General features: G+C 66.8%; 18 protein-coding genes and 2 tRNA genes. 13 read left to right on the top strand and 7 right to left on the bottom strand.

What is annotated here, in order from left to right; all coding sequences use genetic code 11:
- Positions 1-55: 55 nt before the first annotated feature.
- The gene (locus tag Pla175_RS16635; protein WP_145287566.1) at positions 56-826 is read right to left on the bottom strand and encodes a BON domain-containing protein; all 771 of its coding nucleotides are present in this window, start codon (positions 824-826) and stop codon (positions 56-58) included.
- A 302-nt stretch (positions 827-1,128) separates the two neighbouring features.
- On the opposite strand from Pla175_RS16635, the gene Pla175_RS16630 reads away from it, so the two are divergent.
- Positions 1,129-2,994, top strand: a complete 1,866-nt coding sequence (locus Pla175_RS16630) for a hypothetical protein (RefSeq protein WP_145287562.1) — start codon at positions 1,129-1,131, stop codon at positions 2,992-2,994.
- Between the two features lie 51 nt (positions 2,995-3,045).
- On the opposite strand, the gene Pla175_RS16625 is transcribed toward Pla175_RS16630, so the two are convergent.
- On the bottom strand, positions 3,046-4,554 hold the full coding sequence (locus tag Pla175_RS16625) for a prenyltransferase/squalene oxidase repeat-containing protein (RefSeq protein ID WP_145287559.1): 1,509 nt from the start codon (positions 4,552-4,554) through the stop codon (positions 3,046-3,048).
- 226 nt (positions 4,555-4,780) lie between these two features.
- Between Pla175_RS16625 and Pla175_RS16620 the strand changes: the two genes are divergently transcribed.
- The 4 genes from Pla175_RS16620 to Pla175_RS16605 all read left to right on the top strand — a co-directional run bounded on the left by Pla175_RS16620 (position 4,781) and on the right by Pla175_RS16605 (position 11,730).
- A tRNA-Met gene (locus Pla175_RS16620) sits at positions 4,781-4,854 on the top strand.
- A 387-nt stretch (positions 4,855-5,241) separates the two neighbouring features.
- A complete protein-coding gene (locus Pla175_RS16615) occupies positions 5,242-8,382 on the top strand; it encodes a PSD1 and planctomycete cytochrome C domain-containing protein (protein ID WP_145287556.1) in 3,141 nt (1,046 codons plus the stop codon).
- Positions 8,383-8,446: 64 nt separating this feature from the next.
- Positions 8,447-9,886 carry a DUF1501 domain-containing protein gene (locus Pla175_RS16610; RefSeq protein ID WP_145292134.1) on the top strand — a complete coding sequence of 480 codons (1,440 nt, stop codon included), beginning with the start codon at positions 8,447-8,449 and terminating at the stop codon, positions 9,884-9,886.
- 485 nt (positions 9,887-10,371) lie between these two features.
- Positions 10,372-11,730: an ATP-binding protein gene (locus Pla175_RS16605; protein ID WP_145287553.1), complete on the top strand. Its 1,359-nt coding sequence runs from the start codon at positions 10,372-10,374 to the stop codon at positions 11,728-11,730.
- Between the two features lie 12 nt (positions 11,731-11,742).
- Here Pla175_RS16605 and Pla175_RS16600 read toward each other — a convergent pair whose 3' ends face one another.
- Both Pla175_RS16600 and Pla175_RS16595 read right to left on the bottom strand, forming a co-directional pair.
- Positions 11,743-12,636 (bottom strand): aminotransferase class IV, encoded by an 894-nt coding sequence (locus Pla175_RS16600; protein WP_145287550.1) that lies wholly within the window; start codon positions 12,634-12,636, stop codon positions 11,743-11,745.
- Positions 12,637-12,696: 60 nt separating this feature from the next.
- Positions 12,697-13,710 carry a hypothetical protein gene (locus Pla175_RS16595; protein WP_145287546.1) on the bottom strand — a complete coding sequence of 338 codons (1,014 nt, stop codon included), beginning with the start codon at positions 13,708-13,710 and terminating at the stop codon, positions 12,697-12,699.
- A 972-nt stretch (positions 13,711-14,682) separates the two neighbouring features.
- Here Pla175_RS16595 and Pla175_RS16590 point away from each other — a divergent pair.
- Complete coding sequence (locus Pla175_RS16590) at positions 14,683-15,642, top strand: transglutaminase-like domain-containing protein (RefSeq protein WP_145287542.1); 960 nt, start codon at positions 14,683-14,685, stop codon at positions 15,640-15,642.
- 19 nt (positions 15,643-15,661) lie between these two features.
- Here Pla175_RS16590 and Pla175_RS16585 read toward each other — a convergent pair whose 3' ends face one another.
- From Pla175_RS16585 to csrA, 3 genes are all read right to left on the bottom strand, one after another.
- Positions 15,662-16,678 carry a ferrochelatase gene (locus Pla175_RS16585; protein ID WP_145287538.1) on the bottom strand — a complete coding sequence of 339 codons (1,017 nt, stop codon included), beginning with the start codon at positions 16,676-16,678 and terminating at the stop codon, positions 15,662-15,664.
- A 195-nt stretch (positions 16,679-16,873) separates the two neighbouring features.
- Positions 16,874-16,946 (bottom strand) — tRNA-Glu (locus Pla175_RS16580).
- 180 nt (positions 16,947-17,126) lie between these two features.
- A complete protein-coding gene (gene csrA / locus Pla175_RS16575) occupies positions 17,127-17,360 on the bottom strand; it encodes a carbon storage regulator CsrA (protein WP_145287535.1) in 234 nt (77 codons plus the stop codon).
- 416 nt (positions 17,361-17,776) lie between these two features.
- Between csrA and Pla175_RS16570 the strand changes: the two genes are divergently transcribed.
- The 7 genes from Pla175_RS16570 to Pla175_RS16535 all read left to right on the top strand — a co-directional run bounded on the left by Pla175_RS16570 (position 17,777) and on the right by Pla175_RS16535 (position 26,690).
- Entirely contained in the window at positions 17,777-18,331 is a 555-nt protein-coding gene (locus Pla175_RS16570) for a 4Fe-4S binding protein (RefSeq protein ID WP_145287532.1), read from the top strand.
- A gap of 148 nt (positions 18,332-18,479) precedes the next feature.
- Positions 18,480-19,127 (top strand): NADH-quinone oxidoreductase subunit A, encoded by a 648-nt coding sequence (locus Pla175_RS16565; protein WP_145287529.1) that lies wholly within the window; start codon positions 18,480-18,482, stop codon positions 19,125-19,127.
- A gap of 28 nt (positions 19,128-19,155) precedes the next feature.
- Positions 19,156-19,677 (top strand): NADH-quinone oxidoreductase subunit C, encoded by a 522-nt coding sequence (locus Pla175_RS16560; protein WP_197526917.1) that lies wholly within the window; start codon positions 19,156-19,158, stop codon positions 19,675-19,677.
- A gap of 148 nt (positions 19,678-19,825) precedes the next feature.
- Positions 19,826-21,028 (top strand): NADH-quinone oxidoreductase subunit D, encoded by a 1,203-nt coding sequence (locus Pla175_RS16555; protein WP_145287522.1) that lies wholly within the window; start codon positions 19,826-19,828, stop codon positions 21,026-21,028.
- A 260-nt stretch (positions 21,029-21,288) separates the two neighbouring features.
- Positions 21,289-22,800, top strand: a complete 1,512-nt coding sequence (locus Pla175_RS26135; protein WP_197526916.1) for a hypothetical protein — start codon at positions 21,289-21,291, stop codon at positions 22,798-22,800.
- A 498-nt stretch (positions 22,801-23,298) separates the two neighbouring features.
- Entirely contained in the window at positions 23,299-25,362 is a 2,064-nt protein-coding gene (locus Pla175_RS16540) for a PrkA family serine protein kinase (protein WP_145287516.1), read from the top strand.
- 218 nt (positions 25,363-25,580) lie between these two features.
- The gene (locus Pla175_RS16535) at positions 25,581-26,690 is read left to right on the top strand and encodes a DUF444 family protein (RefSeq protein WP_145287513.1); all 1,110 of its coding nucleotides are present in this window, start codon (positions 25,581-25,583) and stop codon (positions 26,688-26,690) included.
- The last annotated feature ends 180 nt before the right edge of the window (positions 26,691-26,870 follow it).

The raw sequence follows: 26,870 nt of genomic DNA, 5'->3' as shown, positions 1-26,870 counted from the left end.
CTCAACCCGGTAACGTCGGTGGGGTCGCCGATGGCGGACGGCGTCGTAACGCCGGTTAGTTATCTGTCGGTTGCGGAATCAATTCGGGCCCAGCGTCAGGGACAACAATTTGGTTCTCCACCGCCGCGACTCCCGGCTCGAGCCCCGCTAGCTTCTCCACAAGTAGCCGATCGCTAGCCGAAGCGACGCTCCCCGACAGCACGGCCCGTCCGTCCTGGATCGCGACCGAGACGCCCAGAATGCCGCGGCGGGTCAGGATGCTGTTGATCCGATCGGTGGTCGGCGCGGGTAGCATCTGGGGCTGCGTGGGGGGGGCGGCGAAGCCGAGCTTCAGCTTGACCCGCACCGGCGAACCCTCATCATCTTGCTGCTCGGCGCCGCGACCCTCGTTGCGTTGGAAGGTGCGCTGCATGCCGCCCTGGCCCTGGCCTTGGGTCTGGCCGAGCGCCTGGAACATGGCCGTTACGTCCTGGCCGCTACGGCCGACGAAGCCCCCTTGTTGGGCCGTGCCGGTCTGACCAAAGCCGCCGCCGAACGCCGTTTGGCCCCCCCCGAAGCCAGACTGGCCGCCTCCGAAGCCGCTTGTCCCGCCGAAGCCGGACTGGGCGCCCCCGAAGCCGGTTCCACCGAAGCCGGTGCTCCCGCCGCTCGTGCCGCCGAAGCCAGACTGGGCGCCGCCAAAGCCTGTCCCGCCGAACCCGCTGGTCCCACCGAATCCGGTCGACCCGGTGGTAGCGCCTCCGCCCCGATTCTGGGCGCTTGCTTGCGGAACACCCGCCATGCAGGTCAAGATAACGGCAACAGCGGCGAAGTACGTTGATCGCATGGCGGTCATGCCCGGGGTCGTGGTGGGGTTCGTCTTCCTATTGTACCCCAATCCGCGCGGCCGGGGCCGCTGCGAAAATAGGTTCTGCCACAGAACGCTGCAACTCGGGTAGCGCCGAGGGGACGGATGGGGCCGGTTGTTGTGAAAAAGAGGAAAATTCGTAAAATTTCATAATCAATCCCCGCGTTTTCTCTGCTGCGGCCTTGCTGTTTCTTCGAGCTCGTCCGTCTATTCTCAAGGCCACCTCTCTACTTGCCAACCCGTTTGATGTGGCCATCCGTCGCCCTTTACCCAGCATCCCTATGACCCTTATTCGTTCCCTCTTCTCGGTTTCGCTGACATTGCTCTGCTTGACGGCCTTGGCCCAGACGCCGGTCGACCGGCCGTCCGCCCTCAAGCTCTTCCCGGCGGAAACGGTCGCCCTGTTCCGCACGGCCGACGCTTGGCTGCTGATGGAACGGCTCCGAGAGTCGCCCACCGCAAAAATGGCGGAGGACCCGGCGATCCAGCCGCTGATATCGGAGTTCTATGGGATGGCCCGCGAGCAGTACGACCAGTACGCCCGCGATCAGGTGGGGATCGAGCTAGACGACCTGCTGCGGTTCCCACAGGGCGAGGTCGCGATCGCCGTGGTTGGCTACAAAGACCGCACTCCTGAGTTCGTGTTTCTTGTCGATTACGGCGAAGAAGCGGGGCTCGCGGAGCAGTTGCGCGACCAGCTAACGGAGAAGGCCGGCGAGATGGACATCGTGATCGAGACCGAGCAACTCACCGCCGACGAGGCGATGATCATCCGGCGCGGCAACAACACCGAGCGGATGATCGGGTTGGTGCAACGCGACACGGTGTTTGTGGGCGCCACCGACCGCGACCTGCTTGAGTCGGTGCTGGCGCGTTGGGACGGGCGTGAGTTCATCCCGATGGCTGCCGAGCTCGTCGAAGAAGAGGCGCCCGCGGCCACCGCCAAGGTCCCCGAGCCGCTCTACGCCAGGTCGCTCGCCGAGAACGGGGCGTTTGTCTCGGTGTTCAAAGAGTGCGTCCCCGGGCAGGAAGAGCCCCCGCAGGCGATGGTGTTTGTCGACCCGATCAACATGATCCGGTCGTTCAACGCCAACAACGCGGGCGCCAAGGTGGCGATGCTGATGCTCCGCCCGCTAGGCATCGACGGCCTCAAGGGGGTCGGCGCCGCGATGTGGTTCTCTACGGACACCTGGGCGTCGCTGACCCGCGGGCACGTGCTGCTAGAAAATCCGCGGGCCGGCGTGCTGAAGATCGCCCGCCTGGGGACGGTCGAGACCACGCCCCCGGCTTACGTGCCGGCCGACATCGAGAACTTCTTCACGTTCCAGGTCGACCCGCCGCGGATGTTCGACGAGATCTCACAACTCGTGGACGAGTTTACGACCGAAGGGAACTTCCGCGACCTCGTCGAGCGCAACCTGTCGACCAACATGGGAGTCGACTTTGAACAAGAGTTTGTGAACAACGTCACCGGCAAGCTGGTGTGGTTCACGGGCTACGAGGACGGCACCCAGCGGATGGTAGGCGGGAACCTGTTTGTGCTGGAGCTGAACGACCCCGCCGCGTTCGGCGCCGCGATCACCCAGGTGATGGAGAAGGCCGGCGAGCGGATGGAGAAGCAGTCGTACGCCGGAATCGACTACTACTCGCCGCAGATCTCGGAGCGCCGGCGTGAGCGCATGCGGGAGCGGGGCGCCGACGCTGCCAGTGGTCCGCCGATGCCCCGCTGGGCGTTGGTGGACGACGTGTTTGTGCAGAGCGACTCCGAGGTGCTGCTGCAGCACTTCATCGACGCCAAGTTGGGGGAGGGGGAGCGACTAGCGGACCAACTGCAGTACCGCTTGGTGGCCAGCCGGATCAACCGCCTCACGGCCGACCGGCCGCCGTCGGTGGTGATGTACAACAACCCGGAGCAGACCTGGCGGCACTGGTACGCGATGGCGACCGGTGACCGCGCGCGTGAGTTCCTGGAAGGAGACTTCGCCAGCCGGGCGCCGATGCTGCCGCGGCTCCGCGAGGTCGTCGAGAACGACGAGCTGCCGCCGATCGAGACGATCCTCAAGTACACCGCCCCCGGCGGCGCGGTGCTGTACGACACCGAGACCGGGTTCCACTTCATCGGCTTCGGCTTCAAGCCGCCGGAATAAGCGTCAGCCGGAACAAGCCCGCCGCAGGCGGGCGCAGTTCCGGCCTACGGTTTACGGCCCCGCCAATAGGTGCTGCCGGTAGAGCGGCAGGTGGCGGTAGTAGACTTCCATCATGTAGATGCTCAGGCACGTGGTGTAGAGCCGCCCACCCCCCGGGCCGTGCACCTGGTCGATCACCACGTCCCAGCTCCCTTTCTCGCGGCCGGCCTTCTCTTGGTGGGCGGGCACTACCTTCTTCATCGCGTAGTTCCACCGCTGCCAGTGCGCCCCCTCCAGGTGGTGGCACACCTGGGCGCCGTAGTACCAGTAGTAGGCGTTGCGGTGGCCGGTGTTCCAGGTAGGCAGCGACTTCATCAGCACGTCGGCGCCACGCTGCAGACGCTCGTCGTCCTTGCTCCAGCCCAGATACTGCCGACAGAGCAGCCCCTCGGCGGTCATGCTGATCCGCGGCGTGCCGTTCTGCTGATAGGCGTACTGGGCGCCGCCGTCGTACTCGACGGAGTCAAGGAACTTGCTGATCCGCGCGAACGTTTCCGGCGGGACGCTGATGCCGGCGATCTCCGCGCTCTTGAGCGCCATCACACACCATCCCGTCACGGAGAGGTCGCCGGTGTCGCCCACGTCGTACCGCCAGCCGCCGCCGGGGCTTTGCGTCTCGATCAAGTAATTCACCGCGCGCTGCGCCGGCCCGGCCAGTTCCTGGTCTTGCGTCATGCCGTAAAGCTCGCACAACGCGATGGTGCACTGGGCGTGCGTGTAGAAGCGGTGATTGAACCCGTCGCCGCGGAAGAAGCTCCCCGTCTGGCGGTCCTGCCGCTTGAGCAACGCCTTCCAGCCGTCGGCCACGTTCTTGGTGAACGGGTCGTCCGCCGGCCCGACGTGCGTGTGCCCGTCTCCCTGAAACGCGAGCAGCGCCATCGCCGTGGCGGCCTCGATGTTCTCGGTCCCGGCGCCGTCGCGGTAGGGGCCCCGCAGGCTCCACAACTTGTCCACGGTGCGCTGCTGCCGCTGCAACCAGCGGAGCCCCTCGAGCACCGCGTTCTGCGTGGTGGCGTCCCCCCCGAACGCGGCCAACAACGCCCGCTTCATGCCGGGCTCGCGGCCCGTGAGCGCCACCCCCACGGTCTGCGAGGCGATGTCGGTCGTCATCTGATCGGCGACCGGCGACTCGATCGCCAAGTCGGGGGTCGCCAGCGGCGTCTCGACCTCCGGCAGCGTGTCTGGCGTGAGGGTCTGGAAGTCCTCTGCCAGCTCGGGCGAGGTAGATAGGTCGAGGTTGTCCTCGATGAGCTGCTCGCCTACTTCTTCGCTGAAGGCCGCGTCCAGGTTGAGCGCGTCTTCCCGGCTGCTGGCCACCAGCCACAGCCCGAAGATCAGCAGCACCAGCATGTGCAGCGCGGCGCTCATCAGCCAAGCGGGCGAGTCACGCAGCCATTCCGATAGGTCGAGCAGCGGCGGGGCCTGCGGCTCTTCGTGCTCGGCGCCCTGGCCCGGCGAACCCTGCTGCGTCGGCGCCGCCGAGGCTGCCAGGGGCGTCGTGCTAGAAGGGATGCTGCTCAACGGATCGCCAGAAGTGAGGGAAACCGCGGTTCCGGGCTACGATTCGCTGCCGAGCGGCCACACGCTTGCACCAGTTCTTGAAGGTTATCGACGTGGTTCCTCGCGGGCAACCAGAAAACCTTGCAAGCCAACAACTTGCGCCCTGGCCGGGAGCCACAAAATCGTCCCCCCAAACGGCAGCCCCTTGCCGGGCGCCCATCTGCGTCGTACACTTCGACTCACATGACGCGGGGTGGAGCAGCCAGGTAGCTCGCGAGGCTCATAACCTCGAGGTCGCAGGTTCGAATCCTGTCCCCGCCATTTTTCTAGGGCACGCGTCCCTAGGGCTCGTCGGTCTCAAGCCGTCGGGTAAGCGAATAAGCCGGCGTTGGTCCTTGTGGCCAGCGTCGGCTTTTTTCGTTGCCATCTGCCACGCTGGCGAAGCGACAGACGCGGGCAGGGCTGGGATGGTTGGAGTTCCATCGAAGCATGGCCCCCCTCGCGGGGCGCTCCGGGCGGAACTCGTGACGAAGAGCGCCAATCATCAACGCGCGCCGGCAACCACCCTCAGGCAAGCAGCAGCCGACCGCTCTTGGCTCGCTTGAACCCGCCGGACAGAAGGCTGGTATATTGTATGCCAATCGGTTACGCTGCTGGTGACGCTGCCGGGTTGGCGGCGATCCCTTTTCGCTGAACCAGGGGCTCTTCATGCCCATCTTATCTTGGGGACTTGGTCGGGCATCCTTGTTGGCGTCGGCAATGCCCAATGGGGTCGGCCGCGCCGCGATGGCCTTCGCTTTGGCGGGGTGGTGCTTTGTGGCGGGCGCCGCCGCTGCCGAGGCGGTTGTGCACAAAGAACGTTCGCCCGACGGTCCCGACTATTCGACCGAGGTGCGCCCCATCCTCGCCCAGCGGTGTTTTGCCTGCCACGGGCCAGACGAGGCGGCCCGCCAGGGGGGCTTCCGGCTCGACCTGCGAGACAGCGCGACCGCGCCGGCCGACTCGGGCGAGACCCCGGTCGCGCCGGGGGACCCCGGCAAGAGCGAGATCTTGCAGCGGTTGGCAGCCGAGGACGCGTCGCTACGCATGCCCCCGTTAGAAACGCACAAGAGCGTAACCGCGGAAGAGATTGAGCTGCTCTCGCGGTGGATCGCCGCGGGGGCGCCCTGGGGGGGGCACTGGGCGTTCGAGCCGCTACGCACAACGGCGTCGGGCGGATCAATCGATGGGTTCATCCAGAGCGAACTCGATAAGCACGCTCTGGCGCTGTCTCCGTTGGCCGATCGGCAGACGCTGATCCGACGGGTCTCGCTGGGCCTGACGGGGCTGCCCCCTACGACGGAGCAAGTCCGCGCGTTCTGCGCCGACGAGCGCTCCGACGCGTACCCACGTCTGGTGCGCCGGCTGCTGCGCTCGGACGCCTACGGCGAGCACATGGCGCGTTATTGGCTCGACGCGGCCCGCTACGCAGACACGCATGGCCTGAACCTAGACAACTACCGCGAGATGTGGCTGTACCGCGACTGGGTGGTTGATGCGTTCCGGACCAACATGCCGTACGACCGGTTCGTCACGGAGCAAGTCGCCGGCGACCTGCTCCCCGACCCGAGCGACGACCAGTTGATCGCGACCGGATTTAATCGCTGCCACGTGACCACCGGGGAAGGGGGGTCGATTGAGGAAGAAGTGCGTGCGCGGAACGAAGCGGACCGTGTCGATACCTTCGGGACGGTCTTCTTGGGGCTGACGTTCGGGTGCGCCCGCTGCCACGACCATAAGTACGACCCGATCACCGCCAAGGACTATTACGCGCTCGGCGCGTTCTTCAACAGCTTCGACGGCCCGGCGATGGACAGCAACGACAAGGCGCCCGGTCCCGTGGTCCGCCGCCCACCGCCGGAGCAGCTCGCCCGTCAGGCGGTGCTTGAGCGTCGGTGTGCCGAGCTGGACGCGAAGTTGAGCGGGGCGTGGGCGGAGGTCGACGAGGCGCAGGCCGTGTGGGAGGCCTCGGTCCGCGCCGCGTTGGCAAATAGGAAGGGAGAGGCAGCGCTGGGCGGGCGGGTGCGGCTGGGCCAGTGGCAGTTGGCGTCCGGCTTTTACAAGGTGGACAAGGGGCTGTCGCAGGTCAACCGAGAGAACTTCGTGACGCGTTTCCCGCCGGAGGCGGCGCCGGTCAATCTGGAGCAGACGTACCCCACCAACTTCGGGTTAGACATCGCATGGGTCGCGAAACCAAATTGGGAAGACGGCTTGTTGCGAGAAGACCTTCCGACCAAGACGGACCACTCGGTCGTTTGCTACTTGTACCGCAAGATCGTCGCCGAGTCGGAGGGCGAGCTCCGCGTTTCGTTGGGGGCCGGCGACGGGCTGAAGGTGCTGTTGAACGGGGAGGAGGTGCTGGCGGTCGACGCCCCCCGCGAGGCGTCGCCCAACCAGCACGTGGTGACGCTCAACCTGACGCGGGGCGACAACCACCTGCTTGTGAAGTTGGTCACCTACAACCAACGCTCCGGGTTCTACTTCGCGCTGCCCGACGATCCCAGCGTCGCCCCCAAGAAGGTGTTGCGGATCGTAGCAAAGCCCGCCTCGGCCCGCACGCCCGAGCAGCAGCGGGAGGTGCGCAAGTTCTACCGCGAGAACGCCTGCGAGCTTCAACAGCTTGTCCAACGGCGAGAAGAGCAGCGCGGGCTGCGGGTTGAGCTGGTGGAGCTCGAGGCGAGCACACCGACGACGCTTGTCTACCGTGAGATGCAACAACCAAGGCCGGCGTTCGTGCTTGAGCGGGGAGAGTACAACCAACCGGGGTCGCCGGTGTCGCGCGACACCCCGTCGTTCTTGCCGCCGATGCCCCCCGAGCTCCCACGCAACCGGCTCGGCCTGGCCGAGTGGCTCACCAGCGACCAGAACCCGCTGACGGCGCGGGTGTTTGTCAACCGGGTTTGGCAGCAGCTCTTCGGCGTCGGTCTGGTTAACACCGCGGGGGACTTCGGCGCCCAGGGGGGGCTCCCCTCGCACCCCGAGCTGCTGGATTGGCTCGCCGACGACTTCGTTCGCGGCGGATGGGACGTCCGGCGGCTGGTGGAACAGATCGTGCTGAGCCAAGCGTTCCGGCAGTCGTCGGTCGCCGGCGCGGCGAGCCGGCAGGGCGACCCCGCCGGGCGCTTGCTCTCTCGCTTCCCGCGGCGGCGGCTCGACGCCGAAACGCTGCGGGACCAAGCCCTGGCCGTTAGCGGGTTGTTGGCGACCCAGCGCGGCGGCCCGAGCGTCCGGCCCCCTCAGCCGGCCGGTCTTTGGGAGGCGGTGGGGTACACCCGGTCGAACACGGCGGTGTTCCGCGCCGATGCAGACCCGGCGGCGACGCACCGCCGGACGCTGTACACCTTCATCAAGCGAACGGCGGTGGCGCCCCAGTTGAGCACCTTCGACGCTCCGACCCGCGAGTCTTGCGCGGTGCAGCGCGAGCGAACCAACACGCCGCTGCAAGCGCTGCTGCTGCTCAACGACCCGCAGTACCTCGAAGCGGCGGTGGCGTTGGCCCGGCGTGCGGGCGCCGACGTGGGCGCCGACGAGGCCAGCGACGGGAGAAGCGACCCCCGCGAGTCGATCGCCTGGATGTTCGAGGCGTGCCTGTGCCGGCCGCCGACGCCCGAAGAATGCGCGTCGCTGGCAGATTGCTACGCGACCGAGCGCGCGCGGTTCGATCGGCGCCCCGCGGAGGCCGACGCGTTGCTGGCGATCGGCGGTAGCGCCGCCGGCGCGGGCCCAGACGCGTACGCCCCCCACCACGCCGCGCTCGCGCTGGTGGCCAACGTGGTCCTGAACCTCGACGAGTTCGTCAACCAGAACTAAAGGTGGAGCGACCGTGTTCTCCGATCCAACACCAACCGGCCCGCTCGCTGGCCTGCGTACGGCGATGACGCGACGGCATTTCTTCCGTCGCGGGGCGCTGGGCCTTGGGGGCGCCGCCTTGGCCTCGCTGTCGAACACCGCGGCGTTGGGCGCGGCTTCTCCCGCGGCCGGCCCGGGCGCGACGGGGCTGAGCGGGTTGCCCCATTTTGCGGCCAAGGCGAAGCGGGTCATTTACTTGTTCATGGCCGGCGGGCCGAGCCAGCTCGACCTGTTCGACTACAAGCCCAAGACGCGCGGCTTGTTCGACCAGGACCTGCCACCGTCGGTTTACGCGGACCAGCGGCTGACGACCATGACCTCTGGGCAGGCGCGCCTGCCGATCGCGCCGTCGAAGTACCGCTTTTCGCAGCACGGCCAGAACGGGGCCTGGGTGAGCGAGCTGCTCCCCTACACGGCCAAGATGACCGACGACATGACGATCGTTAGGTCGGTCTACACCGAGGCGATCAACCACGACCCGGCGATGACGTTCGTCTGCACCGGCGATCAACTGCCGGGCCGCGCGAGCCTGGGGAGTTGGCTAAGCTACGGGTTGGGGACCGAGAACCAAGACCTGCCGGCGTTTGTGGTGATGACCCCGTCGTGGACCGGTCGGACCGAGGCGCAGTCGCTCTACAGCCGGCTGTGGGGCAGCGGCTTCTTGCCTTCCACGCACCAAGGGGTGGCGCTGCGGTCGGGGGGCGATCCGGTGCTGTTCCTCAACAACCCGGCGGGGATCGACACGGCCACCCGGCGCCGGCTGCTCGACCGCATCTCGGAGTTCAACCACCGCACCCTCGCGCAGTTTGGCGACCCAGAAACCCAGACCCGCATCGACCAGTACGAGATGGCCTTCCGGATGCAGGCCTCCGTGCCGGAGCTGACCGACACCTCGGACGAGTCGGAACAGACGCTTAATCTCTACGGTCCCGACGTCCGGCGCCCCGGCACGTTCGCCGCGAGCTGTCTGCTGGCCAGGCGGATGACGGAGCGGGGCGTGCGGTTCGTGCAGATCTTCCATCGCGGGTGGGACCAGCACGGCAACGTCGGCGGCGACCTCCCCAACCAGTGCCGCGACATCGATCAAGCGAGCTGGGCGTTGGTGCAGGACCTCAAGAACCGCGGCCTGCTGGAGGACACCCTGGTGGTGTGGGGAGGTGAGTTCGGCCGCACCATCTACTGCCAGGGAAAGCTGTCGAGAGACAACTACGGCCGCGACCACCACGCCGGCTGCTCGACCATGTGGCTGGCCGGCGGGGGCGTCAGGCCGGGGCTCGTTCACGGCGAGACCGACGACTTTGGCTACAACGTCACCCGCGACCCTGTGCACGTGCAGGACCTGAACGCGACGATCTTGCATTGCATGGGGATCGACAATCAGCGGATGGTCTACCCGACCAAGGGGCTCGACATGCGGCTCACCGGCGTAAAGCCGCACGGCCCGGTCCACGAAATCCTGAGCTGACGTGCGGCCGAGAGGCCTACCCGCCGTCTCGAAGCTTATCAGGGCAGTCGATCGAACAAGGAAGACGGCCTAAGCTATGCCCACGTCGAGCGTGCGGCGCCTACGTTCTGCGGAGTCGTCGAGTGCTTGGCGGGTTACAACCTGGCCGAGATCGCCATTGCAGGCATGCTGGCGCCGTCCGGCGAGCAGCAGATCACGATCGAAGTGAAGTAACCGCCCCGGCCCGCGTAACCGTCGCGATCCTTCTCCCCCCAGTCGAAGCCGCCGCCGGGCGACCGCGGCCGACGCGTTGCGACGTTCCTGCCGGCTTTTCGGCCCGTCTAGCTGGCGCCCCGGCGGCGTCTCTCGGGCGGCGTACGATAGCCTCTCCGACAGCCTCAGCGGGCGCCCGCTATTTCTTTGCGCCCCCCGGCCAAACGCGTGACAGACTTTAGTCGTCACCAAGGCCGCCCCCAGTGCGGCGCCAACTCAGGCGGGAAGTCGCGATGCTTACTCAAGTCAGGAACCCCTTAGGCGCAACCGACCCCACCGGGCGCACGCCGGCCCAGAACGCCGCGCCGTTGACCCAAACGCCGGCGCCCGACGCCGCGGACAGCTTCCCCTCGCCCCCCGAGCCGCAGAGCCTGGAGCAGGCGGGGGTGTCGGATTCGGAGCTGGAGAGCATGCTGCTCAAGTCGCTGCTGCACGAAGGCGCGGCGTCGGGCGCCGCGCTCGCCGACGGGGTCTGCCTGCCCACGGCCCTTGTACGCGAGACCCTTAGCGCGCTGCGAGACGAGCTGCTGATCGGCATCAAGAGCGCCTCGGGGCTGCACGACTACGTCTACCAGCTCACCGAACTCGGCCACGCCCGGGCCAAGCAGCACCGCGAGCGGTGCGCGTTCATCGGCTCGGCGCCGGTGCCCATCGCCGTCTACCAGCGGGCCATGGAGCGGCAGTCGATCAAGCAGTGCGGGCTCAGCCTGGCCGCTATGCGACGCGCCCTGGCGGACCTGTCGATCAAGCCGAGCCTCGTCAGCCGCCTCTGCCAAGCGGTGAACGACGGCGGCGGGATGTTCTTGTTCGGCAAGCCGGGCAACGGCAAGACCACGGTCGCAGAGCGGCTGTGCGACGCGTTCGGCCAGTACCTGTGGATCCCGCAGATGGTGAGCGTCGGCGGCGACCTGATCCGCGTGTTCGACCCCGTCTGCCACCAGCGTGTTGAGCTGCCGGCCAACGCCGCGCAGCGTTACGACCGCCGGTGGGTGCTGGTCCGCCGGCCTACCGTGGTCGTGGGGGGCGAGCTGACGCTCGAACAACTCGAGGCCAACTACCAGCCGACCCAGGGCGTCAACGAGGCGCCCATCCAGATGAAGTCCACCGGCGGCGCGTTGTTGATCGACGACTTCGGCCGCCAACGCGCGGGGTGCGACGCCATCCTCAACCGGCTGATCGTGCCGTTGGAGAAGGGTTTCGACTACCTTTCGCTCGCCAGCGGCCGACAGGTCCGTACGCCGTTTGACACGCTCTTTATCCTCTCGACCAACCTCGAGCCGAGCGACCTGGTGGACGAGGCCTTCCTGCGGCGGATCCCCTACAAGATCGAGGTGTACGACCCGGAAGAGGGCGAGTTCCGCGCGCTGTTCGAGAAGACGGCCGCCGCGGCCGGTTTCGACATCGCCCCGGGCGCCGTCGATTGGCTGCTGGAGACCGCCTACCGGCAGACGGGGCGCGAGCTGCGCTACTGCCACCCACGCGACCTGTTGCGCCAGGTTCGCACCTACGCCACGGTGCACGAGCTGCCCCGGCAGGTGAACGAGCAGACGCTCGGCGTGGCGATCGAGAACTACTTCGCGACGCTGTCGTAGCGGCGGGTCGGCTTACGTTTGGCGGCTCGCGAATCTCGAGGCCTGGGCCGCGATGTCGACGCCGACCGATTCGCCCCACGCGGCTAAGAACCGCTGGTAGACGGGGCCGGGCCGGCCATCGCCGATCGGGCCGCCGTTGAAACGCGTTGCCGGCAGCATGCAGACGCTGGTGCTGCAGAGCCATACCTCGTCGGCGGTCGCCAAGTCCTCTGGCAGCATGTCACGTTCCACGAAGGGCGTGCCGAGCCGCGAAGCCAGCTCGCGGACCACGCCCACCGAGACCCCCGGCAGCACCTTGGCCATCACGGGAGACACGATCCCTTCGCCGCTGCGCACCGCAACGATGTTGGCGGTAGACGCCTCGCCGATGTGGCCGTCCTGGTCCAGCAGCACCGCTCGGGCGCCCGTCTCCTGCCGGCCCGCTTGCCGGTCGGCCAGGTAGTAGTGCATCCGGCTGCGGCACTTGAGCGCGGGGGGCCAGCAGTTGGCCGGCGTCTGGCGGTGGTCGCTCAGCCACAACGGCAGTCCGGCAGTGAACTGCGATGCCCAGCCCATGAACGGCAGCGGGAAGCCGTGCACACACCTGGTGGGCTCGCCGCCGACGCCCGGCGTGACGAACGCCACAATCGCCCAGTCGTCGCCGGGGGCGAGCAGCGCCGCGTTGCGCGTCATGTACTGGTCGATCACGGGACGGAGCTCGCCGGCCAAAGGTTCGGCCGGCAGGCCGATGATCTCTAGCGACCCCGCAAGCCGCGCCAAGTGCTCATCGGCGCGGTAGGGCCGGCCCGCAAACGTGCGGAGGCGTTCGGTCACCGTCACGCCGAGGGCGAACCCGGGGTCCCCAACCGGGATCGAGAGCCGGGCGTCGTCGATCCACTGACCGTTGAGGTAGGCGTAGCGGGGCATTCTTGGGGCCGGTCCTTAGGGGTCTGCGCGGCGCGAAAGAGGCGCGCCCCGCGTCAGAACCTATTGAACGGCGCCGGCGAAGCCTTCGGCAATGGGGCGCGACGCGATGGCGTCGGGCCGCTGCTCGAACGAGAGACGGCGCCACGCCTGCCAGGCGAACCCAGGCGACTGGAGGTAGCGGTCGAGGTCGTGCGTCGTGCCGACGCTGGACGTGAGGTCGCACTTCTGCATGCGGCTGGCGTAGTCGGCAGACAGGCACGTCGGGCCGGAGTAGCCGATCGACTCTGGGTTGTACGAGCGGTAGAGGTAGGGATAGAACCGCATCGCCGGATCACGCTGGTTCATGGAGACCAGCAGGTGATCGATCTGCTGCATCGCGAGCCCCTGACGCTGCCCGGGGCCGAGCCAGCACTTGTCGATTGCCGCGGCAACCAGCACCGACTCGATGGGGCGTTTCGCACAGCCCGTCTGCGAGTCGAGCCGGACTCCCCCCAGCGACCCGCCGGCCAGCAGGTGCGCGGCGCCCGTAGAGATGCGTGCGCCAAAGCTGTAGCCCATCAGCCCGAGCGGCGTTTCTGGCGGGAGCTGATCGATCACCCACGCGAGCTGCCAGGCGACGCTGTCGGTCCGCGAGGCCTTGGTCCGGATGTCGTTGAGCAGGCCGCGCTCCTGATCGGAGTTCCACGACACCATGACGTAACGGATGGGCTGGCCGTTGCGTCGGCACGCGGTGAGGCGGCGGTAGACCCGCATGCCGAACGGCGCCACCTCGTTCGGTTCAACGCGGTTGCCGTGGGTGTACAGCACCGTCGGCACGCCGGGGTCGCTGCCGGCGACAAGCGCATCCAGCGTCGTCCCGCAGAACCTGCCAGACGCGTCGCGGCGGAGGACACGGGCATGCGAAGCGGCGCGTCCCGGGTCGGTTGAGCAGCCGATCTGACGCAGGTCGAGTATCAGCACCTCATCATCGACCGCGCATGGGACGCTCGCTGCGCCCTGTGCACGCGCCAGCGCACAGGGCGCGACGCAGAGCAGAGCGCAGAGAGCGAGTCGCCAGGCGGGGTGGTTCGGCATAACCGCGGCGGGAGGGCGGGGCGGGTGCGACTGTGCGGGTGGGGGGGACGCCGGCCGAGGCGCAGCATCTCTCTCCACTAACGTAGCACGCAGGAAACAGTCGCGCCGTGATGATGTTGCAAAAAAACGGCGGTTGCGTTTGCACATCACAGGGCGTGGGGTAGAGTTGCTTGGCCCGACGCGACGACGCCGGGCCGCGAGCCCTCCCCCATACGGAACGAGCCCCAGATGAATCGGGAGCTTGGTTCGACCCTCCCCATGCCCGCCTGGGCGTAGAGCGTAAAGAAACGTTCAGCGCCGGGTGGCCGCAACGGCCGCCAACCCCTGAGGTGTCGTAATGAGACGCGTAGCGATGTTGATGCTCCTAACCATGGTAGTGACGAGTTTAGTAGGTTGCGGCTGTTGCCGCCGATTGCGAGACCGGGTCGGTCGGGGCGCTTATTGCGGCCCAACCGCGGCGCCGGCGCAGCAGTACGTCGCCGCACCGCAGTGTGCGGCGCCCGCACCATCGGTCGTGTACGACGCGGGTTGCGGCTACGATCCGGGTTGCGCCTATGGCGCCGCTTATGGCAGTTCGTCCGGGTTCCAGAGCTATCCGATGGATAGCGGCACCTACGACTCTGGTTGGTCGGGGGGCGCCCCGGCGACCGGCGGCGTGATGGAGCCGACCCCGGTTTATCCCGGCCCAGCAGGGAGTTAATAGCAGTCCAGTCCGGTGCGGGTGTGGCCGCGGTGTTCCTCCCAGCACCGCGGTCGCCCCGCAATTTTCCAAGGCCGTGGCGTACCGCCTACCGCACCACGCGGGCCACGGCAAACCGTGACCCCACCCGGCTTCGTCCTGAAGCAGCCGGGTGGGGTTTTTTCGTGCGCCCCGCTGGCAAGGTACAATTGGGGAAGGGAAGCCGCCGGAGAGCTTCCGTTCGACGCGCCTTGTCGAGGAGCCGTCCCCTGTTCCGTGCATCGCTGCGATTGTTGTTCTTTGCGCTTTTGGTAACGCTTGTCGCGCGCGACGCGCCGGCGCAACTCGCCGAGGCCGACGCCGGGGCCAGCGCCGTGCAGTACGGCGAGCCGCGTGCGGGCCGCTTCCGGGTTGGCGCCGAGATCACCGCGTCTCGCGGCGCCTGCCGGGCGATCCGCGCCATGGTGGCGGTGCCGCTCGAGTGCCCCGAGCAGAGCGTGCGGATCGTGAAAGAAGAGTTCTCTCCCGACGTAGAGTCGGTCTCCTACCGCGACCTGCAGGGGGGGGCACGGCAGATGCTGATCACGGTGCCCCGCCTCGCGGACGGCGCCACCGCCACGGCGGTTGTGACGTTCGAGGTGGTCACGCGCCCCATCTTGCCCCCGTCCGACGCGGTAACCGCCGGGCTGAAGATCCCACGATCGACCCCCCGCGACCTGCGGAAGTACGTCACCGTGAGCCCCTTTATTCAGTCGCGCGACTCAAAGTTCCGCTCGTGGTCGCGCGAGTTGCTCGCGGGGCTCACCGACGAGGCGAGCGACTGGCAACGCGTCGAGGCGTTCTACGACGCCATGCTGGAAAAAATCGAATACGCCGAAGGGGTGGATAAGAGCGCGCTCGAAACGCTGCGCGACGGCCAGGCCGATTGCTTCGGCCGCAGCGCGGTGTTCATCGCGTTGTGCCGCGCCGCGGGCGTGCCGGCGCGGGCGGTGTGGGTGCAAGACCACTGCTACGCGGAGTTCTATCTCGAAGACGAGGAGGGGGAGGGCGCCTGGTTCCCCGCGGAGAGCGCCGGGACGAGGGCGTTCGGCGAGATGCCGTTGGCGCGGACCATCATGCAGAAGGGGGACAACTTCCGCATCCCCGAACGCCCCAAGGACCGGCTCTTCTACGCAACCGATTTCTTGGTCGGCCTGCCGATGCCGGGCTCCGGTAAACCAAGCGTCAAGTACATCCGCGAACCGGTCAACTAGCAGACCCCTAGCCGCCGGCCTACGGCCGGCGCGGCGTGTACAAGCAGCAGTCGGCCGGGCAGACGTCGTGGCTCGGCCCGAATGCGCCCAGCGCGGGCTTTTCGTCGCCTGCGATCCGTTCGGTGACCAGCTCGCGGATCATCGAGACAAACCTCGGGTGCGTTCCGACGGTCGGCGCCCGCAGCATGTTGACGCCCAGCTCCTCGCAGAGGTCGCGCGCCTCGGTGTCTAGGTCGAACATCACCTCCATGTGGTCCGACACGAAGCCGATAGGCAGGATCACAACGTCGTTGAGCCCCCCCCGGGCGTGCTCTTCGCGCAGGAAATCGCACACGTCTGGCTCCAGCCACGGTTGGTGGGGGGGCCCGCTCCGGCTCTGGTAGACCAGTCGCCAGCGTGGGGCGCCGGCGCCCTCGGCTACCAGGCGCGACGCCTCGTTGAGCTGTGCCTCGTAGCGGCAGTTCTCCGCCATCGAAAGCGGGATGCTGTGCGCCGTGAAGAGCACCAGCGCCTCGCCTCGGCGTTCGGGCGGGACCTGTTCCAAGCAGGTACGCACGTTTTGGGCGTTTGGCTCGATAAAGCCGGGGTGATTGAAGCACATCCGCAGCTTCTCAACGACGGGCGCCCCGGCGCCTACTTCTTCCCGCGCCGCCGCGATGTTCTCTCGGTACTGTCGGCAGCCCGAGTAGCAACTAAACGCGCTGGTGAAGAACGCCAGAGCCCGCCGGCGCCCGTCGGCCGCCATCTGGCGAAGCGTGTCGGGGAGCAGTGGGTCCCAGTTGCGGTTGCCCCAGTAGATCGGCAGGTCCACCCCGGCGGCGTCGAACTCGGCCCGCAGCGAAGCGATCAGCGTGCGGTTCTGGGCGTTGATCGGGCTCACGCCGCCGAAGTGCTGGTAGTGCGCTTCGACTTCCAGCATCCGCTCGCGCGGCACGTTCTTGCCGCGCAGCACGTTCTCAAGGAACGGCATGACGTCCGCCGGGCCCTCGGGCCCGCCGAAAGAAACCAGCAGGAAGCTGTCGTACGGTTCGCCCACAGGGCCGTCGCCTCGGATGCAATAGAATCTGGCCAGACCTGCGAGGACTGTAGTGGGTTCGCAGGGAACGAAAACCCAGCGCAAGAAACGCCAATACCGACCCGCAGCACGACGCGAGCCGGAAGCGTCAGCGCCGGAGGATCGCGGTATCCTCCGGGCGTTGACGCTTCCGGCTCGTGGGCGGTTGCAAAAAAGTGACCCCAACGGGGTTCGAACCCGTGTTGCCGCCGTGAAAGGGCGGAGTCCTAGACCACTAGACGATGGGGCCGATTGATCGGTTAGCAGAATCGACGCCGTTTTTTAGGCGTCCGAACGGTCAGCGTCAACCCAAGGGGGCGCCGACCGAAAAAAGCAGCCAGAATCAGCGGCAGAAAATGAACGCGCCCAGCCGACGCACGCGGCCGTCTGACGAAGCCGGTCACCAGCGACGACGGCAGCGCACGTGGCGCTACTCTCCGGCGGCGGCGCCTGCGGCTTCGGATGGGCCGACGCAGCTATCGGGAGATTCATCGGCCGTTTGCGCACGGCGGATGGCTTCGTACACCTCGTTGCGGTGCACGGGCACTTCCTTGGGCGCCTCGACTCCTAGGCGGACCTTGTCCCCCCGGATTTCCACCACCACGATGGTGATGTCGTCGTTGATGACAATACTTTCGTTCTTCTTCCGGGAGAGGACCAACATCTCGCCGATTCCTTCGTGAACGTTTCCTGCCGGTCGAAGTAGATTCACCCATCAGGCGAATTGGGCCTTCGCAACGTCAGGCGGACCAAGAAACTCTCCAAGCAATTGGGCGCCAGCATCGGTACGCGGACCGCACTTCGCGGCTTTGCGAGCCATTCCATTACCTTCACTCTACGTGCATCTGGTCCGCAGTCAAGCAAGAATAGTCCGTTCGGGGGGCTTCGCACGGTCGTTCCGGCCCCCCATTTGCTCAGCAGCGCGTTTGCGCGAGCCGCTCGGCAGCCCAGGCAGACGCATTGCCGCGCTGCCCTCAGGTGTTACAATCCCAACCAAGTTAACGAGTTAGGTCGACCGGTCGCGCCCCCTGGCGGGCGCCCGCTACGCCCTGGCGCCGCTCAAACCGCGCGTTGTCCGCCATGATCGCTGCCCTGAAACGGGCCTGGCCCTGGGCCGGAAATATCGCAGAAACGGTCGCGACCGTCGCTGACGGGCTCGGCACGACGCTCGGCGTGTGGCTGAAGACCTACCGAACCGGCCGGCGGACGTTCACCGAACAGTTCGAGTACCCAGAGCTCCCCGTCCCCGTCGCGGCGCGCTACCGCGGCTTCCACCGCTTCGACCTCACTACCTGCATCGGCTGCGACCTGTGCGCCAAAGCCTGTCCGGTAGACTGCATCTACATCGGCAAGGAGAAGGTCGAGGGGGGCAAGGGCTTTGTCGTCACCGGCTACGCCATCGACTACAGCAAGTGCATGTTCTGCGCGCTGTGCGTTGAGCCCTGCCCGGTAGACTGCATCTTCATGGGCGCCACGCACGACCTGAGCTGCTACAGCCGCGACGGGTGCATCGTCGACTTTGCTCGGCTGCCGCTGGACGTGGCCTGGGGACGCGCCACGCTCAATCCCACGGCCGTGGCGGAGTCGAAGGTGATCGTTGAACCGGTCCACGGCGGACCGAACCAGCCTTCCTGAAAGAGAACCACGGGTAGCACGGATTTCACGGATGACGGAAGAGTAGGCCCGACGCAGTGGCCACGAAGCAGAACTTGGGAATCACTTTGTCATTGAACCTTGGTTATCAGTCATCATGCCAGCTTGTGTCCGCGGTTAAGAACTCGTTATGGCTACTCCCACGCTAATCGTCGGCACACTTGCGGCATTCGTTGCTGTCGCGATGGGGTTCGTGTTCGTGAACCTCTTGGTGGGACGGCTGCTGCGGCCCAAGGCGCCGACGGCCGAGAAGCTAGAGATCTACGAGTGCGGCGAGCCCACCATCGGCTCGAGCTTTGTGCAGTTCGACCTGCGGTTCTATGTGGTGGCGCTGCTGTTCATCATCTTCGACGTTGAGGTCGCCTTCTTCTTTCCCTGGGCGACCGTCTTTGGGAAGGCGAATCAGATCGTCGCGGCCGACGCGGCGCCCCCGGCGATGGCCGTCGCCGCCGACGCCGAGATCGAGGCCCGGCTGCGCGAGCTGGTCGGCTACCGGTCGCCGCTGGCCCGGCTCGACTCGGTCGAGCCGGGCCCGATGAGCCTGCGGCAGGGGAGCGACGCCCGCCGCGGCGCGGCAGCGGACGCCGCCGGCGTCATGGCGCGGGCCTCGCTTGTCGATATGCTGGTCTTCTTCGCGGTGTTGATGGTCGGCTTCGCGTACGTGTGGAAGCGGGGCGATCTCGATTGGGTGCGCGCCGCGGCCACACGCAGCGACCGCCCGCCCCCCGCCGAGCAGCCCGGCCCGGCGACCCGCGCCGAGTCGTTGGTCGGGGTCTAACCAGGTTTTCCTCTTAGCCGAGATCGCTGTGTCGCCGACCGATCGACTCCTGCAAAAGTTCGGCGACGCCGTGCGGCCGGTTGCGGCAGAGCGCGGCGACCCATGGTTCGAGGTCGACGCCGACCGGCTGGTCGCTGTCTGCCAGTACCTGCGGGACGACGCCGCCTTCGGGTGCGACATGCTCAACTGCGTCTCGGGGGTCGACACGCTGCAAGCCGACCCGAAGCGTCGCCCGCCGCAGGGACGCGGCCCCGGCATCGAGCTGGTCTACCACCTGTCCAGCACCCGCCTGAAGCACCGCATCACACTCAAGCTCATCCTCCCCCGCTGGCAGGACGAAGCGGCGCAGCAACTGCCGGAGGCGCCCTCACTAACCGGCCTGTGGCCCACCGCCGATTGGCACGAGCGCGAGGTGTACGACCTGATGGGGGTCCGCTTCGTCGGCCACCCGAATCTTGTCCGGATCCTTTGCCCCGAAGACTGGGAGGGTCACCCCTTACGAAAAGACTACGAGATGCCGCTCGAGTACCACGGCATCCGCGGCCGCTGATAGCGCTACGAAGATTGAACCACGAAGAGCACGAAGGTCCACGAAGAAGGGAACGAAGAAGCAAGAAAGGCAAGCGTCGGGCAAGGAGCCTCCTTTCTTCCTTCGTGCGACTTCGTGTCCTTTGTGGTTAACTCTCTTACAACGGATCATGACCAGCACCCTCGAATCACGCATCGTCGAGTTCGACGTCCGGACGGACGAGATGCTCGTCAACATGGGGCCGCAGCACCCCAGCACGCACGGCGTGCTACGGCTGGTGCTGCGCACCGATGGCGAAGTCGTCTCCGAGGTCACGCCCCACATCGGCTACCTGCACCGCTGTGCAGAGAAGATCGGCGAGAACCTCACCCCCAGGCAGTGGATCCCCTACACCGACCGGATGGACTATCTGGCGGGGATGAATATGAACCTGGGGTGGAGCCTGTGCGTCGAGAAGCTGTTGGGCGTCGAGGCGCCCGAACGCGGCCAGCGGTTGCGGGTGATCATTGCAGAGATGGGACGCATCGCCAGCCACCTGGTGGGGATGGGGGCCTACGGGCTCGACCTAGGGACCTTCAGCCCGTTCCTATACGCCTTCCGTGAGCGCGAGAAGATCCTCGACCTGTTCGAGCAGGCTTGCGGCGCCCGGCTCACCTACAGCTACCTCACCCCCGGGGGCGCCACCGCGGACCTGCCGGTCGGCTGGACCGACGCCTGCTTGGCGTTCCTGGACCAGTTCGAGCCGATCATCGCCGACTACCACACGCTGCTCACCACCAACGCGATCTTTATCAAACGCACGGCCGGCATCGGCGTGCTGACGCCCCAGATGGCCGTCGGCTACGGCTGCACCGGCCCGGTGCTCCGCGGTAGCGGCGTCGACTTCGACCTCCGCCGCGACGGCGATCCCCTCTACACCCGCATGTACGCCGACCTGGCGTACGAGATCATTTGCGAGCGCAACGGACATTACCCCAACGACCAGCCTTACCCAGCCGTGCCTGGCGAGGCGGTCCTCGGCGACTGTTGGCACCGGTTCTACGTGCGGATGCTGGAAGTCGTGCAGTCGGTCCGGCTGGTCCGTGAGTCGATCCGCAAATACGCGGCCTCTTCCGGCGACCATGGCCAGCCGATCAAGCTGTTCGAGAAGCTCCCGCCGGGCGAGTGCTACCTGGAGACCGAGGCCCCCCGCGGCCAGATGGGCTTCTACGTGGTGACCACCGGCGACGCGATCCCCTGGCGGGCCCGGGCCCGCAGCAGTTGCTTCAGCAACCTAAGCGTGGCGCCCGAGTTGTGCCGCGGCGTGCTGCTGGCCGATGTCCCCGCGGTGGTGGGCTCGTTGGACATCGTGATGGGCGAGATCGACCGCTAGACCGGCTCCAGATCAAACGAAGCGCCGTCGACCCAAACAAAGCCAACAGCCGACGGGCTCCGCCCCGTCGACGCGCCGCGAAACCGCTCGTCGTTCGCCCCACCCCGGCGGGGCCCACCCCGTCGGCCAGCGCCGCGGGGCATTTTTGGGACGCGGTGTCCGCGCTTCCGAATACCGCGAGAAACCCTTATACTCTCTGGGGTTACACGCTTTTTGCCCCCTTTCCGCCCGCCGCGTGGCGGCCCTCGTTGCAAGCATTCATGGCTGAATCCAAGAGCAGTTGGGACGATCTCCTCCGCGATTTTGGCGTAGTCGAGAACCCCGAATCGGGCCCCGAACAATCCTCCAACCAAGCCCCGCCGGAGGCGGTCGCTCCGCCCCCCGAGGCGCCCAAGGCGCAAGCCGCCCCGGCCCCGCCGGCCGCCCCGCCCAAGCCCGCCCGCAGCGGGTGGGACGACTTGCAGAGCGAATTCGGACTCGAGCCGCCCCCCGCGCCCGTGCGGCCCCCTGCGCCCAAATCCCCCGCGCCCAAATCCCCTGCGGCCAAACCCGCTGACGCCACGCCCGCGGCCACGAAGCGGGTTGCGCCCCCCGAGGAGCAGCAACAGCCCGAGGAATCGAGGCGGCGCACGGCAAGGACCGCGAAGCCGGCGGATGAAGTAGAGACGGACGGCGCCCAAGCATCGGACTCGGCGACGAGCGACGCAGGCGGAGACGATGCAGAGGAGCCGACGCGCCGCCCCAGGCGCCGCAGACGCGGCGGCAGAGGTCGATCGGGACGCGTCGATAGCGAGTCGGGCGGCGACGGTTCCGACTCCGATCGCGATGCTGACGCGGCCGACGCCGAGTCGTCCGCTGACGACTTAGGAGGCGACAATAGCGAGTCAGATTCTGGCGAGGGCGAGGGCGAGGGCCAAGAAAGGCCACGCCGCCGGCGTCGCCGTGGCCGTGGACGGGGCAGGGGGCGTGGGACCGAAGCAGCCGACGGTGCGTCGAGCGACGATGCGCCGGCAGAACGATCCGACAGCGAAGACTCCGCCGAACCGGCCGGCGACCGCCCCCCGCGTCGACGCGCTCGCCCCGCCGCCACCGTGGAAGAGAATACGCCGGAAGCGGCCGAAGTAACGCCGCCACCGCCGGCGCCGGCCCCGGTGACGCCGCCAGCGCCCCCCATTACCTCCGGGTGGCCGGGCGCCTCGTTGAGCCTGCCCGACTGGTTCCCGTTCGCCGGTCGCAAGCCCCGCACGCCGCCGCCACCGCCGGCGGTGGTCGAGGCGCCAGCAGCGCTCCAACCAACGCCGCAGGATCCTGCTGAGTCGGACGACCCGCCGCCGCAAGAGTTGCTGGACGGCGCGGACGAGACCGATGCAGACGATTCAGAAGAGTCGGGCGACGGCGCGGACCGTCCGAAGCGTCGCCGGCGCCGCCGCCGACGTGGGGCCGGCAAAGAGCGAACGTCAGACGCCGTTGCCGGCGAAGACGGCGCCGCCGATGAAGAAGACGACGACGATGACGACGACTCGTTCGACGCGAGCCTGCCGGACGGCCCGCCGATCGAAGGCGAAGACGCCGAAGACGAGGACGAACTCGACGGCGACGGCAGCAAGACGTCGCACAAGAATATCCCCTCGTGGGCAGACGCCATTGGCGTGATTGTCGACGCCAACCTGGGGGCTCGGAGCGAACGGCAACGCAGCGGTCGCGGCGCCGGACGCGGGGGCGCCTCGCGTCCCCGTGGCGGACGCGGGCGGCGGCGCAAACCGGCCGAGTGACGCCCAAGGCGCCCCGAAAGCCGGCGCCCACGCGCCGGCTTTCGGGGGGCGCCGCAAGGGCTTCGTAGACACCTTCTGCGCAATTTCTAGGGCCAAAAATCTGCCGGCCCCGGGCGAGAAACCGTGCGAAAAACGTAACGGTCGCGCCAGATAGTCAAAATGCGGTGTTGCCCGTTCCCGGATTGCAACGGATACTGAAGAAGGCGTGGCTCACCGTGTGCGAGTATCGCCGCCGTCGTAAGATCGGCGACCGACACCCGCGGCGGTTCCCACACGCCCCCCGCCTGTGCTCTTTGCCAACTCCGCTTGGTATAAGCCCCTTGTTCTCTTGCGGCTCGGGCCCCGCCTCCGCCACCGGCGACTCTGTACGCGCTGCGTCGGCGCAGGCTATTTGCGGAATTCCGCGCCACAAAGTGAACGAGGACCTCCAGCGGACGCGTAGGAACAGTACCCCATGCAACCAGGCCGGCCCGCAGGGTCGGCCCCGAGGACTCTAGGATGTTCGACGGACGCGAAATCATTGAGATCGTCTCGAAGCGGCAGGACCGTGAGCAGTTCCGCCGTAAGAACTGGATCGGCACGTTCGAGGAGTACCTCGAGATCGTGCGCGAGAACCCCCTGGTCACGCGCACCGCGTACCAGCGTCTGTACGACATGATCCTGTCGTACGGCGTCGAGACCACCGACACCGGCCGGGGCGAACGCTCCGTCCACTACAAGTTCTTTGACGACCCCGACCACGACGGCGCCGACGCGGTGTTCGGCATCCGCGATTCGCTCCGCGACCTGGTGAACGCGCTCAAGAGCGCCGCCAAGGGGTACGGCATCGAACGCCGCGTGCTGCTGCTGCACGGCCCGGTCGGCAGCAGCAAGAGCACCATCGCCCGGTTGCTCAAGACAGGCTTGGAGCGTTACAGCGCCACCGACGCTGGCGCCCTGTACACCCTGGGCTGGGTCGACGAAGAGGCGCCGGACGACCCGCTGAAGATCCAGTGGTGCCCGATGAACGAAGAGCCGCTGCACCTGCTGCCGCAGCGGTTCCGTCAGGAGGTAGAGCAGCGTCTGAACGAGGGACGCGGCGAAGATGACTTCCGCGTGCACGTGACCGGCGAACTCGACCCCTACTGCCGGTTCATCTACCAGGACCGCCTGCGCAGGTACGACGGCGACTGGACCCGCGTGATCCAGGACGTGCGCGTCAAGCGGCTGATCCTCAGCGAGAAGGACCGCATCGGCGTCGGCACCTTCCAGCCCAAGGACGAGAAGAACCAGGACGCCACCGAGCTGACCGGCGACATCAACTACCGCAAGATCGCGGAGTACGGCAGCGACAGCGACCCGCGGGCGTTCAACTTCGACGGCGAGTTTAACATCGCCAACCGCGGGATCATCGAGTTCGTTGAGGTGCTGAAGCTGGACGTGGCGTTCCTGTACGACCTGCTGGGCGCCAGCCAGGAGCACCGCATCAAGCCGAAGAAGTTCGCCCAGACGGACATCGACGAGGTGATCATCGGGCACACCAACGAGCCGGAGTACCGCCGGCTGCAGAACAACGAGTTCATGGAGGCGCTCCGCGACCGCACGGTGAAGATCGACGTGCCGTACGTCACCACGCTGGCCAACGAGATCAAGATCTACGAGAAGGACTACAACAAGGGGACGGTGCGCGGCAAGCACATCGCCCCGCACACGATCGAGATGGCCGCGATGTGGGCGGTGCTGACCCGCCTGGAAGAGCCCTCGCACGCCGGCATCACCCGGCTGCAGAAGCTGAAGCTCTACAACGGCAAGACGCTGCCCAATTTCACGGAGGACAACGTCCGTGAGCTGCGCGAGCACGCCACCAGCGAGGGGATGATCGGCATCTCGCCGCGCTACGTGCAGGACAAGATCTCCAACGCGTTGGTCGCCCACCCCGAGGCCCACAGCGTCAACCCGTTCATGGTGATGAACGAGCTCGAGGCGGGCCTGAAGCACCACAGCCTGATCAACAGCGAGGACACCAAGCAGGAGTACCGCGACCTGCTGGCGCTAGTGAAGGAGGAGTACGAGAACATCGTGAAGAACGAGGTCCAACGCGCCATCGCCGCCGACGAGGACGCCCTCAAACGCCTCTCGGGCAACTACATCGACAACGTCAAGGCCTACACGCAGCGGGAGAAGGTCAAGAACCGCTTCACCGGCCAGCCCGAAGAGCCGGACGAGCGGCTGATGCGCAGCATCGAGGAGAAGATCGACATCCCCGACAGCCGCAAGGACGACTTCCGCCGCGAGATCATGAACTACATCGGCGCCCTGAGCATCGATGGGAAGACGTTCGACTACCGCAGCAACGAACGGCTGCACAAGGCGCTGGAGCTGAAGCTGTTCGAGGACCAGAAGGACTCGATCAAGCTCACCAGCCTGGTGTCGAACGTGGTCGACGCCGACACCCAGCAGAAGATCGACGTGGTAAAGGGGCGCCTGATCCGCGACTTCGGCTACGACGACGAGAGCGCCACCGACGTGCTGCACTACGTGGCGAGCATCTTCGCACGGGGAGACGTGAAGCGAGAGAAATAATGACGGAAGGGGGAGGTGGAGATGACGGGAGATGGGGGGATGGTCTCTCGGTAGCTCGGCCTTCTCTTCGTAGGCCAGTGCGTAACGATTTGTCTACCAAAGCTCATTGTGTCCTGTTTGATTTTCTCGGAGTTCTTCTGTCAACGAGCGATCGCAACTGCTGAGAAACCTATCCCCACATCTCCTTTTATCTCCACCTCTCCCTTCCTGACCCCCCCATGACTGTAAAGATTGAACGCGACCAACGCCGCTTCAAGCAGATCGTGAAGGGGAAGGTGCGCCAGAACCTCAAGCAGTTTGTGACGCAGGGGGAGATGATCGGGCGGAAGGGGAAGGACCTGGTGTCGATCCCGCTGCCGCAGCTCGACCTGCCGCGGTTCCGCTTCGGCGACAACGGGGCGGGGGGGGTCGCCAGCGGCGAGGGGGAAGAGGGCCAGCCTGTTGGCAAAGGGGGACAGCCCCAGCCGGGCCAGGGGCAGGCCGGCAGCGACCCGGGGGACGGCCACCTGATGGAGGTCGATATCTCGCTGGAGGAGCTCGCGGAGCTGCTGGGCGCGGAGCTGGAGCTGCCGCGCATCGAGCCGCGCGGCGCCGCGTCGATCACCCAGCAAAAGAACAAGTACGACACCGTCCGCCACGTCGGCCCCGAGGCCCTGCGTCACAAGAAGCGCACCTACCTGCAAGCCCTCAAACGCCAGATCTCGACCGGCGAGTACCGCCCCGACGACCCGCGCATCATCCCGATCAAGGGGGACAAACGTTACAAGAGCTGGACCACCATCGACCAGCCGCAGGTGAACGCCGCGGTCTTCTACTTGATGGACGTCTCCGGCAGCATGACGGACGAGCAGAAACAGATCGTCCGCACCGAGGCGTTCTGGATCGATGCGTGGCTCGCGAGCCAGTACGACGGCATCGAGACCCGCTACATCATCCACGACGCGGTGGCCAAAGAAGTGGACGAGCACACCTTCTACCACACCCGCGAGAGCGGCGGCACGCGGATCAGCAGCGCCTACAAGGTGTGCGCCGACCTGATCAAGAACCACTTCCCGCCGGCCGACTGGAACCTGTACGTCTTCCAGTTCTCCGACGGCGACAACTGGGGCGAGGACAACCAGCAGGCCCTGTCGATCCTCAGCGACAGCATCCTGCCGGCGGTAAACCTCTACTGCTACGGCCAAGTCGAAAGCCCGTACGGCAGCGGCGAGTACCTGAACCAGCTCGAAAGCCGGTTCGGCGAGCTGGACCAGATGGTGCTGAGCGAGATCCCGGATCGCGAAGCGATCTACGAATCAATCCGTGCCTTCCTGGGGAAAGGACGGTGACGACTTTTACCCACTACGGACACCAAGAGGCACGAATCCCGGCAGCAATGAAAGGAGAAAGAATAGGACGCGGATCATCGCGGATTGAAGGGATGAACTCGGATTAGGGAAAGGGCTGTTTACTATCCCTTTTAATCCGCTTCGTCTGCGACATCCGCTTCCCATTCTTCGACTTCTCAC

This window comes from Pirellulimonas nuda (assembly GCF_007750855.1).
GTDB lineage: Bacteria > Planctomycetota > Planctomycetia > Pirellulales > Lacipirellulaceae > Pirellulimonas > Pirellulimonas nuda.
The sequence above is the reverse complement of the archived record's forward strand: the minus strand, read 5'-3'. Positions and strand labels throughout refer to the sequence as shown.

Excerpts from the sequence above, each read along its gene's own strand:
- Pla175_RS16635 (WP_145287566.1), bottom strand. The coding sequence starts at position 826 with ATGCGATCAACGTACTTCGCCGCTGTTGCCGTTATCTTGACCTGCATG.
- Pla175_RS16630 (WP_145287562.1), top strand. The coding sequence starts at position 1,129 with ATGACCCTTATTCGTTCCCTCTTCTCGGTTTCGCTGACATTGCTCTGC.
- Pla175_RS16615 (WP_145287556.1), top strand. The coding sequence starts at position 5,242 with ATGCCCATCTTATCTTGGGGACTTGGTCGGGCATCCTTGTTGGCGTCG.
- Pla175_RS16610 (WP_145292134.1), top strand. The coding sequence starts at position 8,447 with ATGACGCGACGGCATTTCTTCCGTCGCGGGGCGCTGGGCCTTGGGGGC.
- Pla175_RS16605 (WP_145287553.1), top strand. The coding sequence starts at position 10,372 with ATGCTTACTCAAGTCAGGAACCCCTTAGGCGCAACCGACCCCACCGGG.
- Pla175_RS16600 (WP_145287550.1), bottom strand. The coding sequence starts at position 12,636 with ATGCCCCGCTACGCCTACCTCAACGGTCAGTGGATCGACGACGCCCGG.
- Pla175_RS16595 (WP_145287546.1), bottom strand. The coding sequence starts at position 13,710 with ATGCCGAACCACCCCGCCTGGCGACTCGCTCTCTGCGCTCTGCTCTGC.
- csrA (WP_145287535.1), bottom strand. The coding sequence starts at position 17,360 with ATGTTGGTCCTCTCCCGGAAGAAGAACGAAAGTATTGTCATCAACGAC.
- Pla175_RS16570 (WP_145287532.1), top strand. The coding sequence starts at position 17,777 with ATGATCGCTGCCCTGAAACGGGCCTGGCCCTGGGCCGGAAATATCGCA.
- Pla175_RS16565 (WP_145287529.1), top strand. The coding sequence starts at position 18,480 with ATGGCTACTCCCACGCTAATCGTCGGCACACTTGCGGCATTCGTTGCT.
- Pla175_RS16555 (WP_145287522.1), top strand. The coding sequence starts at position 19,826 with ATGACCAGCACCCTCGAATCACGCATCGTCGAGTTCGACGTCCGGACG.
- Pla175_RS26135 (WP_197526916.1), top strand. The coding sequence starts at position 21,289 with ATGGCTGAATCCAAGAGCAGTTGGGACGATCTCCTCCGCGATTTTGGC.
- Pla175_RS16540 (WP_145287516.1), top strand. The coding sequence starts at position 23,299 with ATGTTCGACGGACGCGAAATCATTGAGATCGTCTCGAAGCGGCAGGAC.
- Pla175_RS16535 (WP_145287513.1), top strand. The coding sequence starts at position 25,581 with ATGACTGTAAAGATTGAACGCGACCAACGCCGCTTCAAGCAGATCGTG.